We start from the raw sequence: 21910 nt of genomic DNA on the forward strand, positions 1-21910 counted from the left end.
CAGGGCAATTGCACTGATTGTGCCAAGTTGAAAAAGCCCGGCAGGCCGGGGCTTTGACCAGCCAATAGCAAAAAATAAGACGCCAGAGCTACAATTTTTGTAGCTCGCTACAAACAACATCAGTGCTTGCGCTGAACAGGCAATAAAAGGATTGATGCGCGCATGAATCACAGGGATACCTTGAGATGAAGGCGCCACTATCGGTTGTTTTGCTGTTCGTATTGTTGAGCGCCACTGTAGGTGCGTGTGCCGCTGACGACCTGAGGGGTGAAGTCGGCGTGGGGGTCGGCTATCAGCCCTACGACCCAAGCGCCAGTCGCTACGAGACTGTTCCGTTACCGTATTTCGATGTGGATTGGGGGAATGTCAGTCTGGACACTGACGATGGCCTGACCTGGAGTGTCTTCAAGGCACAGGGGTGGAGTGCAGGGCCGTTCGTTAACTACGTGTCGGGGCGCAACGCCAATGGCTCATTACGTGGCTTGCGTGATGTATCAGGCATGGCTCAACTCGGCGGTTTTGTGCAATACAGCCCGGCCGAGTTCTGGCGGGTGTACGCGCAAGTGGGGCAAGCCGTGGGGGGCGCAAGCGGGCAAGGCGGGGTGTTGGGCAAGTTAGGCGGCGAGCTGGGTTATCCGCTGGGGCTGGGGGTCATTGGTAGCAGCCAGTTGGCGGCCCACTTCGCGGACGGGCGCCAGACTTCGACGTTTTTTGGTGTGAGTGCCAGTGAAGCGCAAGCGTCAGGGATTTCGGGGTACAAGGCCAGTGGCGGGTTTCAACAGATCAGCCTGACGCAGAATTTATCGTTTCCTTTGGCTCAACATTGGTCTTGGGTGACCAGTGCAAGCTGGACCCGCTTGATCGGCTCGGCGGCTGACAGCAGCATGGTCAAGGCCTTGGGCGATGTGAATCAGGGCGCGGTGCAGACGGCGCTGAGCTACAGGTTTTAAGCGGCCTTACGTGGAAGGTTAATGCAAGCGCACCCACACACTGACCAGCACGGTGGCGGCCATTAACCAGGCCACAGCGGCCAGCGCCAGCGAGGCTTCAATGCGCATGCGGTCTACCAGCAGGTAGAGCGCGGCAAGATACACAAAGTAAGGAATGATCGACCACATACCGAAAACGATGGTGGTTTTAAGATCGTCGAGGGAGCGCCCTTTGCCGACGATGTAATGCGCAATCAGCGCAAACGTTGGAAACAGCGGCACCAGCCCTGCGATGTAGTAGTTTTTGGTTTTTGCCAGCATGGCCAAAATGATGACCACCCCAGCCCCGAGCGCCGCTTTTAAAATCAGATCCATTAGTGAGCCAAACCGTATTTTTTAACTTTATCGAACAGCGTGGTCTTGGCCATGCCCAGCTCCTGGCTGGCTTGGGTCAGGTTGCCACCGCTGCGCTGCAAGGCGTCGTTGAGCAGGTTGCGCTCGAACGCTTCCACCGCTTCGGAGAAGCCCAGGCCTTGCGCCACGTTATTGCCGGATTTTTTGAACGCGGGCAGGCCAAGGGCAAACCGCTCGGCCACGTTGCGCAGCTCTCGCACGTTGCCCGGCCAGTCGTGGCTCATCAGGGTCGACAAGGTCTGGTTGTCCAGCTCGGGCGCCGTGCGGTCGAAGCGAAGGGAGGACTGCTGCAAGAAATGCTCAAACAATTGCAAGATGTCTTCTCGCCGCTCGCGCAAGGGCGGCAGTTCGAGCGTGACCACGTTCAAGCGATAGTAAAGGTCGCTACGAAATTGATTGGCTTTGCTCAGGTGGTCAAGGTCGGATTTGGTGGCCGCAATGACTCGGCAATCCACGTCGATGCTGTGGTTGGAACCCAGGCGTTCCAGCGTGCGTTCTTGCAGTACCCGCAGCAGCTTGATTTGTAAATTGAGCGGCATGCTTTCGACTTCATCAAGAAACAGCGTCCCGCCGTCGGCGTGCTCAATCTTGCCGATGCGCCGTTTGCCTGCGCCGGTAAACGCGTTGGCTTCGTGACCGAAAATTTCACTTTCAAACAGGTTTTCGGGCAAGCCCCCGCAGTTAAGTGCGACAAACTGCTGAGGCTGGCGCCGACTGAAGTCATGCAGGCAACGTGCGACTAACTCTTTGCCCGTGCCGGTTTCGCCTTCAATCAATACGTTGGCAGACGTATCGGCTACGTTGGCGATCAATTCGCGCAAGTGCTGCATGGCTGGAGAGCGGCCGATGATGCGCCCTTCAAGCGAATCGCGTTCAGCCAATTGTCGGCGCAATGACCAGACTTCGCGTGCCAGGCTGCGCTGTTCAAGTGCCCGGCGCGCGGCATCTACCAGACGTTCCGGTGAAAAGGGTTTTTCCATGAAGTCATAGGCACCGTCGCGCATGGCCCCGACAGCCATTGAAATGTCACCGTGGCCGGTAATCAGTACCACTGGCAGGCTGGCGTCGCGAGCCTTGAGGCGTTTAAGCAGTTCCAGGCCATCAATGCCCGGCAGGCGGATGTCGCTGATGACGATACCGGGGAAGTTGTCGCCCACCAGGGCGAGCGCCTGCTCGGCACTGCTGACACCCTCGCTGCGGATGTCTTCGAGCGCCAGGGCCTGTTGGCAACCGAGCAACACATGGGGGTCGTCTTCAACGATGAGGACGCTCAACTCGTGGTTCATATCTGATCGACCTTAGCGGGTTGCACCAACGGTATTAAGAGGACAAACGCAGCACCACCGCTGGCCGGGAATTCGACGCTGAGGTTGCCGCCGGCGGCTGCGGCAAGGCTGGCAGACAATGTCAGGCCCAGGCCAAGCCCTTGTTCACCGGGTTTGGTGGTGAAGAACGGTTCAAACAGATGCTTGCGGGTTTCGGGGTCAATGCCGGGACCGTTGTCGCGCACTTGCAGGCGGTATTTCCCTTCCTGTAAATGCCCCTCAAGCCACACCTGTGGCGCAGCGGTCTGGCCCTGCATGGCGTCCAGTGCGTTACCGATCAGGTTGACCAGTATTTGTTCAAGGCGGGTTTGGTCAATTTTCAGCTCGGCGTCGCTGAAGTCTCGATGCAGGCGCGCACCGCAGGCTTCCAGCCGGTTGGCCAGCAGTTGCAGGGCCGCGTCGACCGCATGATTGAGGTTGGCCTGGCCGTGATCATCGCCGCGGCGGGCAAATGAGCGCAGGTTGGCGGTGATGCGCCCCATGCGGTCCACCAGCTTGTTGATGGTGCCAAGATTGTCCGCCGCCACTTTCAAATCGCCCCGCTCAAGAAAGCGCACGGTATTGCCTGAAAGCGTGCGCAAGGCTGCCAATGGCTGATTCAGTTCGTGAGCGATGCTGGTGGACATTTGCCCGATGGCGGCCAGTTTGCCAGCTTGCACCAGTTCGTCTTGAGCGCGGCGCAACGTGTCTTCTGTTTGCCTACGTTCACGAATCTGCCCTTTGAGGCGTTCATTGCTGGCGCGCAGGTGAGTGGTGCGTTCGGTGATTTTGCGTTCTAACTGGTTATTGGCCTCTTGCAGGGCCTCGCGTGCGGCCAGTCGGGTGGCGATGACTTTGCGCCGCTCGTTCCAGGCAATCAGCAAAAAAGCCAGCAACGCAAAAGCAACGGCCACCAGCATGCCTTGGTTGGCGGCTTCGCGGCGCAGGTCCTGTAAGGGAGAGAGCAGGGTGATGTCCCACGGCGTGTCGTTTAGCTTGCGGGTTTGCGCCAGATAACTCACTTGATCGTGATCGGTAATGACTTCGCTGTTGGTGGCGAAAGTGACTTTCTCGACCCCTTCGGCCAAGTGCTCGCGGTCCAGGGGTTGCAGCTCATTGAGCGGCCACCAGTAATACTGAAGGCTGCGCGCCAGCTTCTCTTTGATGTCGGGGGTCAAAGGGCGCACAGACTTCAGGCGTCGGGAGGGATCGCTGGACAGGATAATGATGCCGTTCTCATCGCTGACATAGGCTTCCAGGCGGGCGCGTTGCCAGCGTTCTTCCAGCGCTTCGAGACGCACTTTGATGACTGCGACGCCGATGATTTTGCCTTGCTCTTCCAGGCCGTGTGCCAAGTAGTAGCCGGGTTCGCCGCTGGTACTGCCAATGCCGTAAAACCGGCCGGGCTGCCCGCGTACCGCGTCTTGAAAATAGGCGCGAAAGGACAGGTCTTCACCCAGATAACTGTCGGCGTCACGCCAATTGCTGGTGGCCAGCACGCGCCCTGTGGTGTCGAGCACATAAATGGCGCGGCTGCGACTACGTCGATTCAGCCCTTCGAGGTATTGATTGACCGTGGTGCGGTGTTGCAGATTCGGGTCGCCCAACAGCTTTGAGACGCTGGACTCCAGTTCCAGCAGGCTGGGCAGGTAGGTGTATTTGCCCAGTTCACTCTCAACCGTGCGTGCATGCAGCTCCAACTGGCGTTCACCGCTTTCGCTCAGGTTGCGAATGCCGAAGTGTTCGCTGACGCGATAGCCCGCGTATCCCAGGCCGATTGTCAGCAGGATGATCAAGGGCGGCAACAGCAAATGGCGAAGCAGACGAGGTTTCACGGCAAGTGAGGGCGGGGCACCGCGATAAAGTGTGGGGTCGCATTTCATCACAGATGCCTTGGGTCAACCACTGCGCAATGGCCGTTGATCAATGGTTTCCTGTAGGCGCGAGCAGGTTCGCGCCTACAGGTGATGGCTGTTGCTTAGTGCTGCAAGATTTTGCTGAGGAAGTCCTGGGCGCGCTGTGAACGGGCGCTTACGTCGCCGAAAAACTCTTCTTTTTCGCAGTCTTCGACGATTTTGCCCTGGTCCATGAAGATCACGCGGTTAGCCACTTTGCGTGCAAAACCCATTTCGTGGGTTACGCACATCATGGTCATACCTTCGTGAGCCAATTGCACCATCACGTCGAGCACTTCGTTAACCATCTCAGGGTCGAGGGCCGAAGTAGGCTCATCGAACAGCATGACAATCGGGTCCATCGCCAACGCCCGGGCAATGGCCACGCGCTGTTGCTGACCGCCCGAAAGCTGGCCCGGATGCTTGTGGGCGTGCGCCGACAGGCCTACGCGCTCCAGCAGTTCCAGGCCCTTTTTGGTGGCTTCGGCTTTGCTGCGGCCCAGCACCTTGACCTGCGCAATGGTCAGGTTTTCGGTGATGGTCATGTGCGGGAACAGCTCAAAGTGCTGAAACACCATGCCCACGCGCGAGCGCAGTTTTGGCAGGTTGGTCTTGGGGTCGGCAATCGAGGTGCCGTCGACCACGATGTCGCCTTTCTGGAACGGTTCGAGGGCGTTGACGCACTTGATCAGGGTTGATTTGCCGGAGCCGGACGGCCCACAGACCACCACCACTTCACCCTTTTTGACTTCAGTACTGCAATCGGTCAGTACCTGAAAGTCCCCGTACCACTTGTTGATGTTCTTGATCGAAATCATACGGCAAACCTTTTTTGCAGACGCTTGACCAGCAGCGAGGCGGAAAAGCTGATGATGAAATACACCAGACCGGCGAAGATCAGGAACTCATTGGAGCGGCCGATGATATCGCCACTTGAGCGTGAAGCATTGAGGAAATCCACAAGCCCTACGGTGTAAACCAGCGAGGTGTCCTGGAACAGAATGATGCTTTGTTGCAGCAGCAACGGGGTCATTTTGCGAAAGGCCTGGGGCAGGATGATCAGGCGCATGGCCTGGCCGTAACTCATGCCCAGCGCTTTGGCTGCACCCATCTGGCCTTTGGGGATGGCTTGAACGCCTGCGCGCACGATCTCGCAGAAGTAGGCCGCTTCGAACATGACAAAAGCCACCATGCACGACTCAAAGGCTCCGATGGGAGTGTCTTCGCCGGTGATCCAGCGCAACACGAACGGCACTGCCAGGTAGAACCAGGTGATGACCAGCAGCAGTGGAATCGAGCGGAAGTAGTTCACGTAAGCGCCGGCCAGGTTGGCCATCCACTTGCTCGATGACAAACGCATCAGTGCCAGTACAGTGCCCAGGGCCACGCCGCCAATCACGCCCAAAACCATGAGCTTCAAGGTCATGATCATGCCGTTCCACAGGCCCGGCAGGGCAGGGACAATCCCGCTGAAATCGAAGAAGTCCATTATTTGCCCCCCAGAGACATCAGGCCGGGTACAGCGACTTTCTTCTCGATCAGGCGCATCAGCAGCATCAGGCTCATGTTCAAGGTGAAGTAGATCAGCGTGGCCAGGGTGAAGGCTTCAAACAGGTTGGCGGAAAACTCGGCCGTCTGTTTGGTTTGCGCCAGCAGCTCCATCAAGCCGATCAATGACGCCACCGACGAGTTCTTGAATACGTTGAGGAACTCTGAGGTGAGGGGCGGAATGATGATGCGGTAGGCTTGAGGCAGCAGCACGTTCCAGTAGATTTGCGCCATGCTGAAACCCATTGCACGGGCAGCGGATTCCTGACCGCGCGGCAACGCTTCAATACCGGTGCGTACCTGTTCGCAGACACGGGCGGCAGTAAACAGCCCCAGACACACCACAACGCTCAGGTAGGCGGAGGTGGTCGGGTTGAGGTCTTGCTTGTACCACTCCTGCAAGTTTGGTGGCAGTAGATCGGGTACCAGGAAGTACCAGATAAACAGCTGCACCAGCAGCGGTACGTTACGGAAAATTTCCACGTAAACCGTGGCGATGCCTGCGATAAAACGGTTCGGCAGTGTGCGCATAACGCCCAGCAGCGAGCCCAATACCAGCGCAACAATCCAGGCAACGACAGCGATCGCGATGGTCCAGCCCAAGCCCGAAATAAACCAGTCGAGATATGTCTCGCTGCCTACGCCGGTGGACTTGAAGAACACGGTCCAGTCCCAGTTGTAATTCATGCAGGGTCTCCCCTCAGTTGGTTCTATAAACACGCACTTGCTTCAGGGAATCCGTTCACACCTGACACGATCGTCAGGCACACACTCCCCGCTCGACAACCAGCGGGTCGAGTGCTTTCTCATGCAGTCAGTAGCGAGTACAGCAGGTGATCCAAGCATCCCGAGTGCGATCGTTCACACTCGGGAGTCAATACAGGCCGCTATCAGATTTTGACTTCTGGCGCTGGTTTGTCGTTTGGATTGGCGATCAGCTCTTTGACCTTGTCGCTCATCGGGAACATGAGGTTCAGGCCTTTAGGCGGGATTGGCGATTCGAACCACTTGGCGTAGGACTTGTTGACGTCGCCGGACTTGTAGTACGCAACGATGGCGTCATCCACTGCTTTTTTGAAATCCGGGTCGCCTTTGCGCACCATGCACGCGTAGATTTCATACGACTGTGGCGTGCCTGTTACGGCCCAGTCAGTTGGCTTCTTGGCTTTGGCCATTTCACCGGCCAGCAGGGCGTCGTCCATCATGAATGCAACAGCGCGGCCCGACTCCAGCATGTTGAAGGCTTCGCCGTGGTCTTTGGCCGAGATCACGTTCATGCCCATTTGCTTGTCGGCGTTCATGGACTTGAGGATGCGCTCGGACGTTGTACCCGCGGTGGTCACGACGTTCTTGCCTTTGAGATCAGCGAAATCTTTGTAGGTCGAGTCCTTTTTGGACAGCAGACGGGTACCGATTTCGAAGATGCCGACCGAGAAGTCGACTTGCTGAGCGCGCTCTGCGTTGTTGGTGGTGGAGCCACATTCAACGTCAACAGTGCCGTTTTGTACCAGCGGGATACGGGTCTGGGAGGTGACCAGGTTGTACTTGACCTTCAGCTCTGGCATGTCGAGTTGCTTTTTCAGCCCTTCAACGATTGCCAGTTGCACATCGTGGGAGTAGCCAACCGGCTTGCCGGAAGCGTCCGCGATGTAAGAGAACGGGATGGAGGAGTCACGATGCCCGAGGGTGATGGTGCCGGATTCTTTGATTTTCTTCAGTGTGCCGGTCAATTCGGCAGCAAAAACTGGAGTGCTAATCAGAGCGGCAGCAATAGCTGCGGCCAAAAGTTGCGGAACGATGCGCATCGGTGTTTCCTCGACATTGTTTTTTTTATTGAGCCAGTTCACTGGACCCTTTATGTACTTCGAGCCACTCAACAGGCTAACGCTGTTTAAGCAGTCGGCCCTGAGTGTAGAGCATGAGTCGTGCCAGACTTTAAAAATAACTTTAAGTCTTTGTTTTATATCGTTTTATTTGTTTATGGAGTGCGGAGGAAAAGCCCCTGTCGCCCGGAAAGCCGAATAGGCATGGGCAAGGCTGTTCGGAAATCCGAATGGAGGGCAGGCACAAGGCCATCTCTAGGGGCGGATTCGCCCCTAGAGGTTTTGCGAGGTTTGGGCGTTAAGCCGCTTCAACTTTGCGGTGTTTGAGGTTGAGGCTGGTCATGTATCGCGCCAGGTGTTCCTGCTCTTGAGCGGTGGTGAACAGGCCCAGCTTGGTGCGACGCCACAGGATGTCGTGTGCATCCAGTGCCCATTCCTGAGTGCACAGGTAATCCACTTCTCGGCTATAGAGGCCGCTGCCGATGTGCTCCCCCATGTCTTCAAGGCTTTGAGCGCTGTCCAGCAGGCGCCATGCGCGGTTGCCGTAAGTGATTGCCCAGCGTTTGGCAATGGCAGCATCGAGCCAGCCGTGAGCCTTGATCAGGGCGGCACTCAAGGCAGCCGGTGTGGTCATGTCTTCGCCGCCAGGCAGTGTGGCGCTGGCAGTCCAGCTTGGCTTGATCTGCGTGAAGAAGGGCGTCAGTTGCGCCATCGCCGATTCAGCCAGTTTGCGATACGTGGTCAGCTTGCCACCGAATACCGACAACAGGGGCGCTTCACCCGGTACGCCGGACAGGGCCAGTGTGTAATCGCGTGTCACAGCCGACGGGTTATCGGATTCGTCGTTGCACAGGGGCCGCACGCCGGAGTAAGTGCGCAAGATGTCGGCACGGCTTACTTGCTTTTTGAAGTGGGCGTTGACCACGTTCAGCAAGTACTCGGTTTCTTCTTCGGTAATGCTGACCTTGGCCGGGTCGCCGGTGTATTCGCGGTCAGTGGTACCGATGATGGTGAACTGGTCCATGTACGGAATGGTGAACACAATCCGCTGGTCTTCGTTTTGCAGGATGAACGCATTCGGCGCGTCATACAGCTTGGGTACGATCAAGTGGCTGCCTTGAATCAGGCGAATGCCATAGGGCGATTCGAGCTTGAGATCGTCCTTGATGAACTTGGCAACCCAGGGGCCGGCAGCGTTGACCAGCGCTTTACTGCGAATCGAGAACACGCTGCCGTCAGCGCGTTCCAGGTTCAATTCCCACAAGCCTTTGCTGCGACGAGCCCCCACGCAGCGGGTTTGGGTATGCACATGAGCGCCATTTTCGCGCGCGGCCATTGCATTGAGCACGACAAGGCGGGCGTCATCGACCCAGCAATCCGAATATTCGAAGCCTTTAGTAATTTCAGCTTTGAGCGGGCTGTCTGCGCCGAACTTGAGGCTGTTGGAGCCTGCCAGCTTTTCACGCTTACCCAAATGGTCGTAAAGGAACAGACCCGCGCGGATCATCCAGCCAGGACGCAGGTGGGGGCGGTGCGGCAACACGAAACGCATCGGTTTAACGATGTGTGGGGCTTTGGCCAGGAGCACTTCACGCTCAGCCAGGGCTTCTCGCACCAGACGGAACTCGTAATGTTCGAGGTAGCGCAGACCGCCGTGAATCAGCTTGCTGCTGGCTGAAGATGTGTGGCTGGCGAGGTCATCTTTTTCACACAGAAAAACCGACAAGCCGCGCCCGGCTGCGTCTGCGGCGATGCCGACACCGTTGATCCCGCCGCCAATCACGGCAACATCGTAGACCTCGGCGAGAGGGGTGGCAGGCAAGGTGTTGTGCGACATGGATGAGCCTCGCGTTGTTTACGCATATTTGAATTCGAACATTAATGTTCATTTTCGAAAATGGTAGCGGATAAACAGGCGGGCAGCCAGCACCCTTCGATTGAAAAAACTCATCGAAGAGGGCTGAAAGGAAGAATTTCGAACATTTTGCCGATATGCATTAGGTAGAAGCTGCTGATGCGCGAAGGCTGCGTCTTGATATCTGGCCAATATCTATTACGAAATAACCGCCAAAAATCGCAGCCTGCCCTAACGCCTACAGATTAGCGTGGAATGCAGTTACACCACTTCGAGGCGGATTTTGTTCTGGGCCAACAATTGAGCCAGCTCTGGCACGGGTGGTTGATCGGTCACCAGGCAATCGATCAGTGTGATTGGACCCAGGCGTACCATCGCGTTACGTCCGAACTTGCTGGAGTCTGCGGCCAGTATGGTTTGCCGGGCATTGGCAATGATGGCTTGGGAAACGCGTACTTCTTGGTAGTCGAAGTCCAGCAGGCTGCCGTCTGAATCGATACCGCTGATACCTACCAAGGCGTAGTCGAATTTGAATTGGTTTATGAAGTCGACACTGGCCTGACCAACGATGCCGCCGTCGCGACGCACGTTACCGCCTGCAATCAGGACTTCAAAGTCATCCTTGGCGCTCAGAATTGAGGCGACATGCAGGTTGTTGGTGATGATTTTTAGGTGGCTATGGTTGAGTAACGCTCTGGCTATCGACTCGGTGGTGGTGCCGATGTTGATAAAGATCGAGGCGTGGTCAGGAATCTGGGCAGCGATGGCTTCGCCGATACGGCGTTTTTCATCGCGCATTTGATCCGCGCGCATGGCGTAGGCGGTGTTTTCAACACTGGAGTCATAGGCTGCTCCACCGTGGTAGCGACGCAACAAATCGGCTTCGGCCAATTGGTTGATATCGCGACGAATGGTCTGCGGTGTGACGACGAACAACTGCGCCATTTCCTCGATGCTGACATAGCCGCGCTCGCGAACGAGTTCGAGGATCTGCTGTTGGCGTGGAGGCAGATTCATGGAGTTTCCTTTGGGCGGCGAAGCAAATTCGCCCATGATGCCGCAGGAAAGCGCCGCCTGCTACTCACAGGCGCCATGAAGTCAGTTGATAGAAGCCAACGCCTCAGGCGTCAGCTTCTGGCATTGCCTGCCTTGCTTAGTTGTTTTCTTCGTGAGGTTCCCAATCGCGGGTGCGGCTCACGGCTTTTTTCCAGCCAGCGTAGAGCTTCTCTTTGTTGGCTTCGTCCAGCGTTGGTTCGAACTCGCGTTCGATGACGGCTTTACCACGCAACTCGTCCAGGCTGCTCCAGAAACCGCATGCCAGACCCGCCAGGTAGGCAGCGCCCAACGCTGTGGTTTCGCGCATTTGCGGCCGTTCCACCATGGTGCCCAGGATGTCAGCCTGAAACTGCATCAAGAAGTTGTTGGCGACTGCGCCACCGTCGACGCGCAGGGCTTTAAGGCGTTCGCCCGAGTCCTGCTGCATGGCGTCGAGTACGTCGCGAGTCTGGTAGGCAATCGACTCAAGAGCTGCGCGAATGATGTGATCTACACGTACGCCCCGAGTCAGACCGAACAGAGCACCCCGTGCATACGGGTCCCAATACGGTGCGCCAAGACCGGTAAACGCCGGGACCAGATACACGCCATTGCTGTCTTTGACTTTATTGGCGAAATATTCGGTGTCGTGCGCATCGTTGATGATTTTTAGTTCGTCACGCAGCCATTGCACGGTGGAGCCACCGTTGAAAACTGCACCTTCCAATGCGTAGGCAACTTCGCCACGGGGACCGCAGGCGATGGTGGTCAACATGCCGTGTGTGGATTTGACCGCGTTGGTGCCGGTGTTCATCAGCAGGAAACAACCGGTGCCATAGGTGTTTTTCGCCTGGCCCGGTTCTACGCACATCTGGCCGAATAAAGCGGCCTGCTGATCGCCTGCGATGCCGCCAATGGCGATGCCGCTTTTGGTGCGACCGTAGATTTCGGAGGAGGATTTGACCTCTGGGAGCATTTCACGCGGGATATCGAGCACTTCCAGCATCTTCGCATCCCATTCCAGCGTATGGATGTTGAAGAGCATGGTGCGCGAGGCGTTGGTGTAGTCGGTGACGTGGGTCTTGCCGCCGGTAAATTTCCAGATCAACCAGCTGTCGATGGTGCCGAACAGCAGTTCGCCATTGCGGGCGCGCTCGCGGCTGCCTTCAACGTGGTCGAGGATCCATTTCAGCTTGGTGCCCGAGAAGTACGGGTCGGTGACCAGACCGGTGGTCTCGCTGATGTATTGCTCGTGGCCGTCGCGTTTGAGCTGTTCGCAGATCTCGGTACTGCGTCGGCATTGCCAAACGATCGCGTTGTAGATGGGACGGCCGCTGATTTTGTCCCACACAACGGTGGTTTCGCGTTGGTTAGTGATACCAATGGCGGCCACTTGGTCATGATGCAGACCGGCTTGTGCCAAGGCTTCAACCATTACGGCACTTTGGGTGGCGAAAATTTCCATCGGGTCGTGCTCAACCCAGCCGGCTTGCGGGTAGTGCTGTTGGAACTCACGTTGTGCGGTGCAAACCACGTTGGCGTCACGATCAAAGATGATCGCTCGCGAGCTGGTGGTGCCTTGGTCCAGCGCAATAATGTAGTTCTTATTCTGAATGTCGGTCATGGGATTGCCTTGCAGAATGAAGTAATGGGTTCAGGGCGCGAGAGCGTTAACGGGCAGTGATCTGCTGCGCCCCGTTTCATAAATCGATGTCAGGACGCTGTTTTTACCTCAGCGCTGGCTTGGGCATCCGTTGCCACAGCTTCGACGGCAGGCAGGTGGCGGGCAATCATCCCGCGATAAATCGCTGCGCCGAGGCAGGCACCGACGATCGGTGCAAAGATGGGGATCAGAAAATAAGGGATATCCCGCGCGCCGGTGAAAGAAACTTCCCCCCAACCCGCAAAAAAGGTCATCAGTTTAGGCCCGAAATCACGTGCCGGGTTCATCGCAAAGCCGGTCAGCGGGCCCATCGAGCTGCCAATCACAGCAATCAGCAAGCCGATCAGTAACGGCGCCAATGGGCCGCGTGGCAGACCATTCTTGTCATCAGTGAGGGCCATGATTACGCCCATCAGGATAGCGGTGATCACCATCTCAACCAGAAACGCCTGCAATGTTGAGAGCGCCGGGTGTGGGTAGGTTGAGAACACCGACGCCAACTCCAGGCTTTCCTTGCTACCGCGCACCATCTGGTGAGTTTGTTCGTAATCGAAGAACAGGTTGCTGTAGAGGGTGTACACCAATGCTGCGGCGCAGAAGGCACCAGCCACTTGGGCGAGGATGTAAAACGGCAGTTTTCGTTTTTCAAAATCGGTGAACAGGCACAGCGCGATGCTGACTGCGGGGTTTAAGTGAGCGCCTGAAACTCCCGCGGTCAGGTAAATCGCCATGCTGACGCCAATGCCCCAGATGATGCTGATTTCCCAGAGGCCAAAGCTGGCGCCCGCCACCTTGAGGGCTGCGACACAACCTGTACCAAAGAAGATGAGAAGTGCGGTGCCGAGAAATTCGGCCATACACTGGCCTGAAAGCGTTGGGTGCTGCGATGCAGTCGTCATTTTGAAACCTCTTTTTTGTTGTTTTTTGACGTCGTCAGTCAGGTTGGTCGTGAAGCTGCACAAAAACCGGGAAGCTTTGCGCCCGGTTTTCGTGTGCGGATAAAAATGTTCAGGTATCGAGCGTATATATTCAGAATCGAAAAAATATAGACAAGAAACACGGCTGTCAAAGGTCGAAAGTGAACGAGCCGTCGTATTCTGACTTTTGGGAGATGTTTTGGGGCTTGTTTTTCTGTAAGCAAAGGCTACAAATTGGTAGGAGCAGGTGTAACGATTCATCAGGAATTTAATTCGGAACGCCCGTTCCAACGCCTTTTTACGGGCAGATGGCCTAAAATCCGCACGCGATTGTCTTTACTCACTGCACGATTGGAACGCACATGACCCCCGCACTGGACCTGCTGAAAAAAGTTTGCGCACAACACCAGGTACACAGCTATGAGCACGACCCCAAAGCGCCTTCTTATGGGCTAGAGGCCGCAGAGAAACTGGGGCTAGAGCCTGGTCGGGTGTTTAAGACGCTGTTGGCGAGCAGTGAAAAAGGTGAATTGTTGGTCGCTGTGGTACCAGTCGTCGGAAGTCTTGATCTCAAAGCGTTGGCTCATGCCGCGGGGGTTAAAAAAACCGAGATGGCTGACCCTGCGGCGGCGCAAAGAGCGACAGGGTATTTGCTGGGTGGGATCAGTCCGTTGGGACAAAAGAAGCGTCTGCGTACCTTTATAGATAGCAGTGCACAGGATTTAACCACTCTTTATGTGAGTGCGGGGCGACGCGGGCTTGAGGTCGAGCTGGCGCCAGGCGTGTTGGCAGCGCAGACACAGGCCACCTTTGCCAACATTGGGCGAGATTGATCAGCCGCTACAGGCGTCAGTGTTTGCTCGCTGTAGCGGCGCTGTTGCGGGTTAAGCCGCACGAGAGCACAGCGCCTGCACGTTATACATCCGTCTGGGCAGGTTGTCGTTTTTCAGTGGGACGTGCTCATGCGTCTTACGCCGGCCTCGCTGTGCGGGATTTGCGCAGCGGTGCTGCCACTGGTTTGAAACATCACTAAATGCTCTGCCGCGACCCGGATGCCCACTTCTGTGCCAGGTAAATGGTCCACGTGGCTTGGGAAAATGGATTCCAGCTGGCTGCCTGTCGGTAATTGCAGACGATACAGCGTTGAAGCCCCCAAAAACGTTTTACCGATAATGCGCGCTTTCAAGTTGCTGTCCGGTGCGTAGACGATGTCGTCCGGGCGCAGTAATACATCGACAGCACCCCCTGTTGGCCAGGTATAAGCCCGATTGCCTTGCAACACGCCCAGCTCGGTCTGAACCGATTCCGGGCTGAGCAATTGGCCACGAATGAAGTAACCCTGGCCAATAAAACTTGCGACATAGGGTGTGAGCGGTTCGTGATACAGGTTGTAGGGCGTATCCCACTGTTCGAGACGACCTTCCTTGAACACGCCGACGTGGTCGCTAACAGCGAAGGCTTCTTCTTGATCGTGTGTCACCAAAATCGCACTGGTGCCACGGGCTTTCAGAATGTCCCGTACCTCGTGGCTCAGCTTGCGCCGCAACTCACCGTCCAGATTCGAGAACGGCTCATCAAGCAATAGCAGTTGCGGTTCTGGCGCCAGCGCACGGGCGAGTGCTACACGCTGCTGTTGCCCACCCGATAGCTCGTGGGGGAAACGCTTGCCAAGGTTCTTCAGGTTGACCAGTTCGAGCAACTCTTCAGTAATGCGCTCTTTGCCTGGAAGTTTGCGAATACCGAACGCAATGTTGTCTGCCACGCTGAGATGGGGAAACAGCGCGTAGTCCTGAAACACCATGCCGATCCGGCGTTTTTCGGGCGCCAAGGTGAACCCGGCGCTGGAGATGATTTCACCGCCCAGCTGGATTTCTCCTTGATGAACGGGTTCAAAGCCTGCAATCGCGCGCAAGGTTGTGGTTTTGCCACACCCTGAAGAGCCCAGCAGACAACCGATGTCGCCTGCATTGAGGTGCAAGTTGAGGTTCTGTACCACGCTCTGGCCTTGATACCCGCAGGCCAGATCGCGCAGGTTAAGCAGTAGAGGCTGACTCATGCGTGGTGGTACGCCGGTTGAACGAGGAATTCGAGCAGCGCTTTTTGTGCGTGCAGACGGTTTTCGGCTTGATCCCAGGCGACTGAGCGCGGGTCGTCAAGCAAGTCGACACTGATTTCCTCGCCGCGATGAGCGGGCAGGCAGTGCATGAACAGCACGTCTTCGGCAGCCAGGTCGAGCAGCGCTTTATTGACTTGGTAAGGGGCGAACTGCTTCAAGCGTTTGGCCGTTTCTTCCTCTTGGCCCATGGACGTCCAGACATCCGTACTCACCAGGTGCGCGCCTTTAACCGCCTCGCGTGGATCGCGCACGATGGTCACGCGTTCGCCTGCCAAGGCAACAAACTGCGGGTTGGGTTCATAGTCTTGCGGGCAAGCGATGCGCAGCTGGAAGTCGAACTGAATGGCCGCTTCTATATAGCTGTTGCACATGTTGTTACCGTCGCCGATCCAGGCCACGGTCTTGCCTTTGATCGAGCCGCGATGCTCCATGAACGTTTGCATGTCAGCCAGTAGTTGGCAGGGGTGCAAGTCATCTGACAGACCATTGATCACGGGAACGCGGGAATTGGCCGCGAACTCAGTCAAGGTGCTGTGAGCGAAGGTACGAATCATCACGGCATCAAGCATGCGCGACATGACAATGGCGCAGTCACCGATAGGTTCGCCGCGGCCCAGTTGGGTGTCACGCGGCGACAGGAAGATGGCCTGACCGCCGAGCTGGATCATGCCGGCCTCGAAGGACAAGCGGGTGCGGGTCGACGATTTCTCGAAAATCATGCCCAGCACGCGGTTTTTCAGAGGTTCGAAGAGTACGCCGCGATGGCGCAGGTCCTTGAGCTCAATGCCTCGACGAATCACGCTGATTAGCTCTTCGGGCGTGCAATCCATGAGGGAGAGAAAGTGCCTTGCGCTCATCATTAGCTACCTTTTTTACAACGACTGCAGATGCTCAAAGCCGGGATTTTCACAAAAACGGGCGAGACCTGCGGCGTAAGCCGCACGGGGCGACGAAATAGGGGAAGGCGCGATCTTATAAGGAAATGTCGCGTCTTGCCAATCAGGGTGTTTTTTTAGAGGGTTCAGGTTCCGTTCGTCCGCCGTTAGCGTGTATCTGGATCACCTGGAGGATGGCTTCCTGCCCTCAGATGCCCATTTGTACACTGCCCTGACATTGCTTGGCAATTTATGGGCGGCAGAAGCAGACTATCGTCTGTGGGGCCGACCGAGCGTCTTGCTTGTGTTTCCGTTACAATGCGCCACCGTGCCGACAACTGAGTCGGAAAGTTCAGCCGAGGTGCTCCATGGATATCATCGAAACTATTAAAGAACAGATTGCCAACAATACCGTTCTGCTCTACATGAAAGGCTCGCCGAATGCCCCGCAGTGCGGCTTTTCGGCTAAAGCTGCTCAGGCTGTGATGGGCTGCGGTGAAAAGTTCGCTTACGTGGACATCCTGCAAAACCCGGAAATTCGCGCCAACCTGCCAACGTACGCCAACTGGCCAACCTTTCCTCAATTGTGGGTAGGCGGTGAATTGGTGGGCGGCAGCGACATCATGGCTGAGATGCATGCCGCTGGTGAGCTGCAAACGCTGATCAAAGAAGCCGCCGCGAAAGCAGCAGCTGCCAAGACCGAAGCGTGATGACGGTGGTGCGCTAACTATTAGCGCACAATAAAAAACCCCGCCCTGCGATGAACAGGGCGGGGTTTTTTAATGAGTGCGAAGTTGCTTATTCACCCATTTGAGATTGCAGATAGTTCTCAATACCGACTTTGTCGATCAAACCTAACTGAGTCTCCAGCCAGTCAATGTGCTCTTCTTCAGATTCAAGAATATCTTCGAGAAGTTCACGGCTGCCGAAATCGCCGACAACTTCGCAATGGGCAATGGCAGCTTTTAGATCAGCATGGCCGGTGCGCTCAATACGCAGGTCGCACTCAAGCATTTCTTTGGTGTGCTCGCCGATGTGCAGCTTGCCCAGGTCCTGCACGTTAGGCAGACCTTCTAGAAACAGAATGCGTTTGATCAGCTTGTCAGCGTGTTTCATCTCATCGATGGACTCGTTGTACTCATGCTTGCCCAACTTTTCCAGGCCCCAGTCCTGATACATGCGTGCATGCAGGAAGTATTGATTGATTGCGACCAGCTCGTTGCCGAGGATTTTATTGAGGTGCTGGATGACTGAAATGTCGCCTTTCATCGCGAGGGCCTGCCTTAGTTAACTGTATATGCGCCAGAGTTTGAGCCGCGCACTTACAGCTGTCAAACCTAAGTAGTTGAATAATAAATGAAAATTAATCGGAATAAGAATGTTTGTGTTCCGCGTCTAGACGCTAAGCACTTGAATTCAGAGCATAAAAAAACCGGACATTAGTCCGGTTCTTTGAAAATGGCTTATTCAGGCAGCTGAAAAATCTGCGGGATAACTCATAACGGCCTGGCTGGCTTGTAGTGACGTCAAGGTTTCACGAACCACTTGTTTGGCCAGGCATGCACATTTGCCGCATTGGCTGGCAACACCCGTCGCTTCGCGGACTTCACGGTAGCTACAGCAACCGTCGTAGATTGCGTCGCGGATTTTTCCATCGGTGACGCCAGTGCAAAGGCAAACGTACATAAATAAGAACCATCGCTGGTTGGGATTCAATGCGATGGATCTTAATGTTAACGAGAATGATTGTCAAAGCAACTTAGGTCTCGATAGGGCCTCGATTTGGTGTGGCTGACGAACGGTGCCGCGATGATCTGCACTTGCCATGAAAAAGGGGTAAGGCCGGTTCCGACGAGCGGTGTATGATGCGCGATCTTTTCACGCGAGCGCTGGCTGTAATAACGCCTTTCAACGAAGGTTAGCCAGTTCCCGTTCTTCACGCTGCACATCAGGAGATATCCATGAGCGTACTCGTAGGCAAACAAGCCCCTGACTTCACCGTAGCCGCTGTTCTGGGCAATGGCGAAATCGTTGACAGCTTCACGCTGTCCACCGCGATCAAAGGCAAATACGGCCTGGTGTTCTTCTACCCGCTGGACTTCACCTTTGTGTGCCCATCGGAGCTGATTGCCCTGGATCACCGCATTCCTGAGTTCAAAGCACGTAATGTTGAAGTGGTTGCAGTCTCTATCGACTCCCATTTCACACACAATGCGTGGCGCAATACCCCAGTTAACAACGGTGGTATCGGTCAGGTGCAATACACCATGGCTGCGGACATGAAGCACGAAATCTGCAAAGCCTACGACGTTGAGTCCGAAGGTGGTGTCGCTTTCCGTGGTGCTTTCCTCATCGATGACAAGGGCGTTGTTCGCTCGCAGATCGTTAACGACCTGCCACTGGGCCGCAATATGGACGAGTTGCTGCGTCTGGTTGATGCATTGCAGTTCCACGAAGAGCACGGCGAAGTGTGCCCTGCCAACTGGAAAAAAGGCGACAAAGGCATGACCGCTTCGACTGCGGGTGTTGCTGCTTACCTGACCGAGAACGCTGACAAGCTGTAAGCGTTCGCTTCAGGTATAAAAAAACCGGACTCAGTGTCCGGTTTTTTTAGGCTGGCAAGAAAGTCCAAGCGACTGAATCAGTCGTTGAAGTCTTTCCAACCGCCCATTTGTTTCCAGCTGTTGACGATGCCACAGAACAGCTCAGCTGTTTTTTCGGTGTCGTAACGTGCCGAGTGTGCTTCGCGCCCGTCGAAGTCGATATCAGCAGCCTGACACGCCTTGGCCAAAACGGTTTGACCATAGGCCAAGCCTGCCAGTGTTGCAGTGTCAAAGCTTGAGAAGGGATGAAACGGATTACGCTTCATGTCCAGGCGCGCGGCAGCAGCGTTCAGGAAGCCCAAATCGAAACTGCTGTTATGGCCTACCAGAATGGCTCGCTTGCAGCCGTTGGCTTTCAAGGCTTTGCGTACGCCACGGAAGATGTCATTCAGCGCGGTTTCTTCGCTAACGGCCATTCGCAGTGGGTGATCAAGCTTGATGCCGGTGAACTCCAGCGCAGCGGCTTCGATGTTGGCACCTTCGAACGGCTCAACACGGTGGAAATAGGTGTGCTCGGGGAACACGAAGCCTTTTTCGTCCATGCCGATGGTCACAGCGGCAATTTCCAGCAATGCATCGGTCGCGCAATTGAAACCACCGGTTTCAACATCAATCACAACCGGCAGGTAACCGCGAAAGCGCTCGGCCATTGGGTGGCGAGGGCCGCTATGACCGCCTTCGTGTTCGTCATCAAAATGGTCGTCACTCACAACTGTTCCTCCAGCAGGCGCCAGCGCAGTTTTTCACCGGCGCGCAGCGGGATTACGGTCAGCTCGCCGAAGGGCAGGCTGCTTGGGGCGGTCCACTCCTGGCGAACCAGGGTGATGTGTTCGGCGCTTGGCGGCAAACCGTAGAAGCGCGGGCCGTTCAAGCTGGCAAATGCCTCCAGTTTGTTCAGCGCATTGCGCTGTTCAAAGGCTTCGGCATACAGCTCAATGGCCGCGTATGCGGTATAGCAGCCAGCACAGCCGCACGCCGCTTCTTTTGCGTGTTGGGCATGCGGGGCCGAATCGGTACCCAGGAAAAACTTTTCGCTGCCACTGGTTGCCGCATCCAACAGCGCTTCTTGATGGGTGTTGCGCTTGAGAATAGGCAAGCAATAGAAGTGCGGGCGAATGCCCCCCACCAACATATGGTTGCGGTTGTAGAGCAGGTGATGAGCGGTGATGGTTGCGCCGACGTTGGCCGAGGCCTCGTTGACGAACTGCACTGCATCGGCAGTGGTTATGTGCTCAAACACAACTTTCAGCGTAGGAAAGCGATCCACAACGCGGCGCATGTGCTCGTCGATGAAGATTTTTTCGCGATCGAATACATCCACATCGCTGCGTGTCACTTCGCCGTGGATCAGCAATGGCATGCCGACTTCGGCCATGGCTTCAAGCACCGGGAAAATGGCATCGATGCTGGTGACGCCAGAGTCGGAGTTGGTTGTGGCGCCAGCAGGATAAAGCTTGGCAGCGTGAACGAAACCGCAAGCCTTGGCCGTACGAATATCTTCAGGCTGTGTGCGATCGGTGAGGTAAAGGACCATCAACGGTTCGAAGCGGCTACCGTCAGGGCGCGCAGCTAAAATACGCTGGCGATAGGCATCTGCTTCGGTTGCATTACGCACCGGAGGTACCAGGTTGGGCATGATGATGGCGCGGCCAAAAGTGCGCGCAACATCCGCGACAGTGTGAGGCAACATGGCGCCATCGCGAAGATGTATGTGCCAGTCGTCGGGACGCAGCAGGGTCAGGCGGTCGGACATTGGGGATTCCAGGCGGGTCAAACTGAGGCGAATGCTACCGGAAAACACTCTCTCAGGCACTCGCTATCAAGTTTTGTGGCGCTTAACCGATATCTCTTGAGAATGCCGTAAATCTGTTTGCTGTTTTTTTGCCGTACAAGCCTGTGGAGCCTCCCGTGCGCCAGCGTTATCTAGCCCTACTCAGTATGTTTGCCAGCCTGCCTGCCATGGCCCTGACTTTCCAGACGCGTCTGGAGAATATCGAGTGGAAGGTAGAAGGTGACAAGTTCGAGTGTCGTCTGATTCAGCCCATCACTGATTTCGGTTCCGGTGCCTTTGTGCGTCGTGCGGGTGAGCAAGCGGTTTTCCGTTTGAATGCCTACAACTCGATGATGGGTGAAGGGTCTGCGACGCTGCTGGCTGCGGCTGCACCCTGGCAGCCAGGGCGTGGTGATATTAATTTGGGGGCGGTGCGCATAAACCGCGGCCACGTGCTGTTTAACAGCTCTCAGGCCCAGGCAGGCAGTTTGGTCAGAGGGTTGCTGGAAGGTCGCAGTCCGTTGGTCAGGCATTACTCCTCGTCAGGTGGGCTCTCGGAGGTTCGCTTGTTACCGGTCAAGTTCCGTCAGGCTTATGGTGATTACGAGGCATGTACTGCCAAGCTGCTGCCGAAAAACTTTGAACAGGTACGCCAAACTCAGATTGGCTTCCCGGGGGGAGGTATTGAGCTGGACGCTCAGGCGCGGATCAATCTGCAAGTCATGGTTGATTATATGAAGGCAGATCCTACGGTAAACCACGTCACGCTGGACGGTCACTCCGACAATACCGGCAATCGCTTGACCAACCGGGACTTGTCCCGACGCAGAGCGCTGGCCGTGATGGACTATTTCAAGGAGAACGGCCTGCAAGAGTCACAAATCACCTTGCGTTTCCACGGTGAGCAGTATCCTTTGGTGCGCAATTCCAGTGCGGCAAATCGTGCGAAAAATCGTCGAGTCAGTGTGCGACTCGATCGTACCCCTGAGCCTGAAAAAACGGCTCCGGCGGCAAGCGTTATCAACCCTGCAAGCGTCTCTTGAATGCGCCTTGTTCGTCGCGCAAATGAAAGTAACTGTCGCTTTGTCGTCTTAAGCTGTCGCGCCTCTGTAAATTCATACACTTGAGCGGTAGACTGTTCGGCTTTTCGAACAACCCGTGG

Annotated in this window: 22 protein-coding genes; 5 read left to right on the forward strand and 17 right to left on the reverse strand. The window is 56.0% G+C overall.

All coding sequences use genetic code 11. From position 1 onward, the window contains the following. Nucleotides 1-185 precede the first annotated feature (185 nt). Entirely contained in the window at nt 186-950 is a 765-nt protein-coding gene (locus ACP7A4_RS02415; protein WP_426245384.1) for a MipA/OmpV family protein, read from the forward strand. 18 nt (nt 951-968) lie between these two features. On the opposite strand, the gene ACP7A4_RS02420 is transcribed toward ACP7A4_RS02415, so the two are convergent. The 11 genes from ACP7A4_RS02420 to ACP7A4_RS02470 all read right to left on the reverse strand — a co-directional run bounded on the left by ACP7A4_RS02420 (nt 969) and on the right by ACP7A4_RS02470 (nt 13365). Beyond that, nucleotides 969-1295 (reverse strand): GlpM family protein, encoded by a 327-nt coding sequence (locus ACP7A4_RS02420; protein WP_426245883.1) that lies wholly within the window; start codon nt 1293-1295, stop codon nt 969-971. Nucleotides 1296-1303: 8 nt separating this feature from the next. Then, entirely contained in the window at nt 1304-2629 is a 1326-nt protein-coding gene (locus ACP7A4_RS02425) for a sigma-54-dependent transcriptional regulator (RefSeq protein ID WP_048362672.1), read from the reverse strand. Next, complete coding sequence (locus ACP7A4_RS02430; RefSeq protein WP_059764913.1) at nt 2626-4530, reverse strand: sensor histidine kinase; 1905 nt, start codon at nt 4528-4530, stop codon at nt 2626-2628. The genes ACP7A4_RS02425 and ACP7A4_RS02430 overlap by 4 nt, the downstream gene beginning before the upstream one ends. A 95-nt stretch (nt 4531-4625) precedes the next feature. After that, nucleotides 4626-5360 carry an amino acid ABC transporter ATP-binding protein gene (locus ACP7A4_RS02435; protein WP_048362674.1) on the reverse strand — a complete coding sequence of 245 codons (735 nt, stop codon included), beginning with the start codon at nt 5358-5360 and terminating at the stop codon, nt 4626-4628. Then, the gene (locus tag ACP7A4_RS02440) at nt 5357-6031 is read right to left on the reverse strand and encodes an amino acid ABC transporter permease (protein WP_048362675.1); all 675 of its coding nucleotides are present in this window, start codon (nt 6029-6031) and stop codon (nt 5357-5359) included. Before ACP7A4_RS02440 ends, ACP7A4_RS02435 begins: the two co-directional genes overlap by 4 nt. Then, a complete protein-coding gene (locus ACP7A4_RS02445; RefSeq protein WP_048362676.1) occupies nt 6031-6777 on the reverse strand; it encodes an amino acid ABC transporter permease in 747 nt (248 codons plus the stop codon). The genes ACP7A4_RS02440 and ACP7A4_RS02445 overlap by 1 nt, the downstream gene beginning before the upstream one ends. Before the next feature lie 203 nt (nt 6778-6980). Beyond that, nucleotides 6981-7895 carry a glutamate/aspartate ABC transporter substrate-binding protein gene (locus tag ACP7A4_RS02450; RefSeq protein WP_048401111.1) on the reverse strand — a complete coding sequence of 305 codons (915 nt, stop codon included), beginning with the start codon at nt 7893-7895 and terminating at the stop codon, nt 6981-6983. Nucleotides 7896-8211: 316 nt separating this feature from the next. Then, nucleotides 8212-9750, reverse strand: a complete 1539-nt coding sequence (gene glpD / locus ACP7A4_RS02455; protein ID WP_426245388.1) for a glycerol-3-phosphate dehydrogenase — start codon at nt 9748-9750, stop codon at nt 8212-8214. 279 nt (nt 9751-10029) lie between these two features. Then, nucleotides 10030-10785, reverse strand: a complete 756-nt coding sequence (locus ACP7A4_RS02460; protein WP_048362679.1) for a DeoR family transcriptional regulator — start codon at nt 10783-10785, stop codon at nt 10030-10032. Nucleotides 10786-10921: 136 nt separating this feature from the next. Beyond that, nucleotides 10922-12427 (reverse strand): glycerol kinase GlpK, encoded by a 1506-nt coding sequence (gene glpK, locus ACP7A4_RS02465; RefSeq protein ID WP_059764907.1) that lies wholly within the window; start codon nt 12425-12427, stop codon nt 10922-10924. Between the two features lie 89 nt (nt 12428-12516). Beyond that, the gene (locus tag ACP7A4_RS02470) at nt 12517-13365 is read right to left on the reverse strand and encodes an MIP/aquaporin family protein (protein WP_426245885.1); all 849 of its coding nucleotides are present in this window, start codon (nt 13363-13365) and stop codon (nt 12517-12519) included. Between the two features lie 380 nt (nt 13366-13745). On the opposite strand from ACP7A4_RS02470, the gene ybaK reads away from it, so the two are divergent. Continuing rightward, the gene (gene ybaK / locus ACP7A4_RS02475; RefSeq protein WP_059764905.1) at nt 13746-14216 is read left to right on the forward strand and encodes a Cys-tRNA(Pro) deacylase; all 471 of its coding nucleotides are present in this window, start codon (nt 13746-13748) and stop codon (nt 14214-14216) included. A 113-nt stretch (nt 14217-14329) separates the two neighbouring features. Here ybaK and ACP7A4_RS02480 read toward each other — a convergent pair whose 3' ends face one another. Both ACP7A4_RS02480 and argF read right to left on the reverse strand, forming a co-directional pair. Then, nucleotides 14330-15439, reverse strand: a complete 1110-nt coding sequence (locus ACP7A4_RS02480) for an ABC transporter ATP-binding protein (RefSeq protein WP_203302347.1) — start codon at nt 15437-15439, stop codon at nt 14330-14332. After that, entirely contained in the window at nt 15436-16356 is a 921-nt protein-coding gene (gene argF, locus ACP7A4_RS02485) for an ornithine carbamoyltransferase (protein ID WP_048362684.1), read from the reverse strand. Before argF ends, ACP7A4_RS02480 begins: the two co-directional genes overlap by 4 nt. Before the next feature lie 386 nt (nt 16357-16742). Here argF and grxD point away from each other — a divergent pair, with 386 nt between their 5' ends. Then, entirely contained in the window at nt 16743-17084 is a 342-nt protein-coding gene (gene grxD, locus ACP7A4_RS02490; RefSeq protein WP_203302348.1) for a Grx4 family monothiol glutaredoxin, read from the forward strand. 88 nt (nt 17085-17172) lie between these two features. Here the strand turns inward: grxD and bfr are convergent, their stop codons facing one another. Then, nucleotides 17173-17643: a bacterioferritin gene (gene bfr, locus ACP7A4_RS02495; RefSeq protein ID WP_019411006.1), complete on the reverse strand. Its 471-nt coding sequence runs from the start codon at nt 17641-17643 to the stop codon at nt 17173-17175. A gap of 198 nt (nt 17644-17841) precedes the next feature. Next, nucleotides 17842-18060: a bacterioferritin-associated ferredoxin gene (locus ACP7A4_RS02500; RefSeq protein ID WP_082706834.1), complete on the reverse strand. Its 219-nt coding sequence runs from the start codon at nt 18058-18060 to the stop codon at nt 17842-17844. Between the two features lie 275 nt (nt 18061-18335). Between ACP7A4_RS02500 and ACP7A4_RS02505 the strand changes: the two genes are divergently transcribed. After that, nucleotides 18336-18938 carry a peroxiredoxin gene (locus tag ACP7A4_RS02505; protein WP_048362688.1) on the forward strand — a complete coding sequence of 201 codons (603 nt, stop codon included), beginning with the start codon at nt 18336-18338 and terminating at the stop codon, nt 18936-18938. A gap of 77 nt (nt 18939-19015) precedes the next feature. Here the strand turns inward: ACP7A4_RS02505 and rnt are convergent, their stop codons facing one another. Then, on the reverse strand, nt 19016-19687 hold the full coding sequence (gene rnt / locus ACP7A4_RS02510) for a ribonuclease T (protein ID WP_059764899.1): 672 nt from the start codon (nt 19685-19687) through the stop codon (nt 19016-19018). Further along, nucleotides 19684-20730 (reverse strand): dihydroorotase, encoded by a 1047-nt coding sequence (gene pyrC, locus ACP7A4_RS02515; RefSeq protein ID WP_059764897.1) that lies wholly within the window; start codon nt 20728-20730, stop codon nt 19684-19686. The genes rnt and pyrC overlap by 4 nt, the downstream gene beginning before the upstream one ends. A gap of 155 nt (nt 20731-20885) precedes the next feature. Here pyrC and ACP7A4_RS02520 point away from each other — a divergent pair, with 155 nt between their 5' ends. Then, the gene (locus ACP7A4_RS02520) at nt 20886-21791 is read left to right on the forward strand and encodes an OmpA family protein (RefSeq protein WP_203302349.1); all 906 of its coding nucleotides are present in this window, start codon (nt 20886-20888) and stop codon (nt 21789-21791) included. Nucleotides 21792-21910 lie beyond the last annotated feature (119 nt).

Origin of the sequence: Pseudomonas sp. TWR3-1-1 (assembly GCF_049896545.1) — a bacterium.
Lineage (GTDB): Bacteria > Pseudomonadota > Gammaproteobacteria > Pseudomonadales > Pseudomonadaceae > Aquipseudomonas > Aquipseudomonas weihenstephanensis.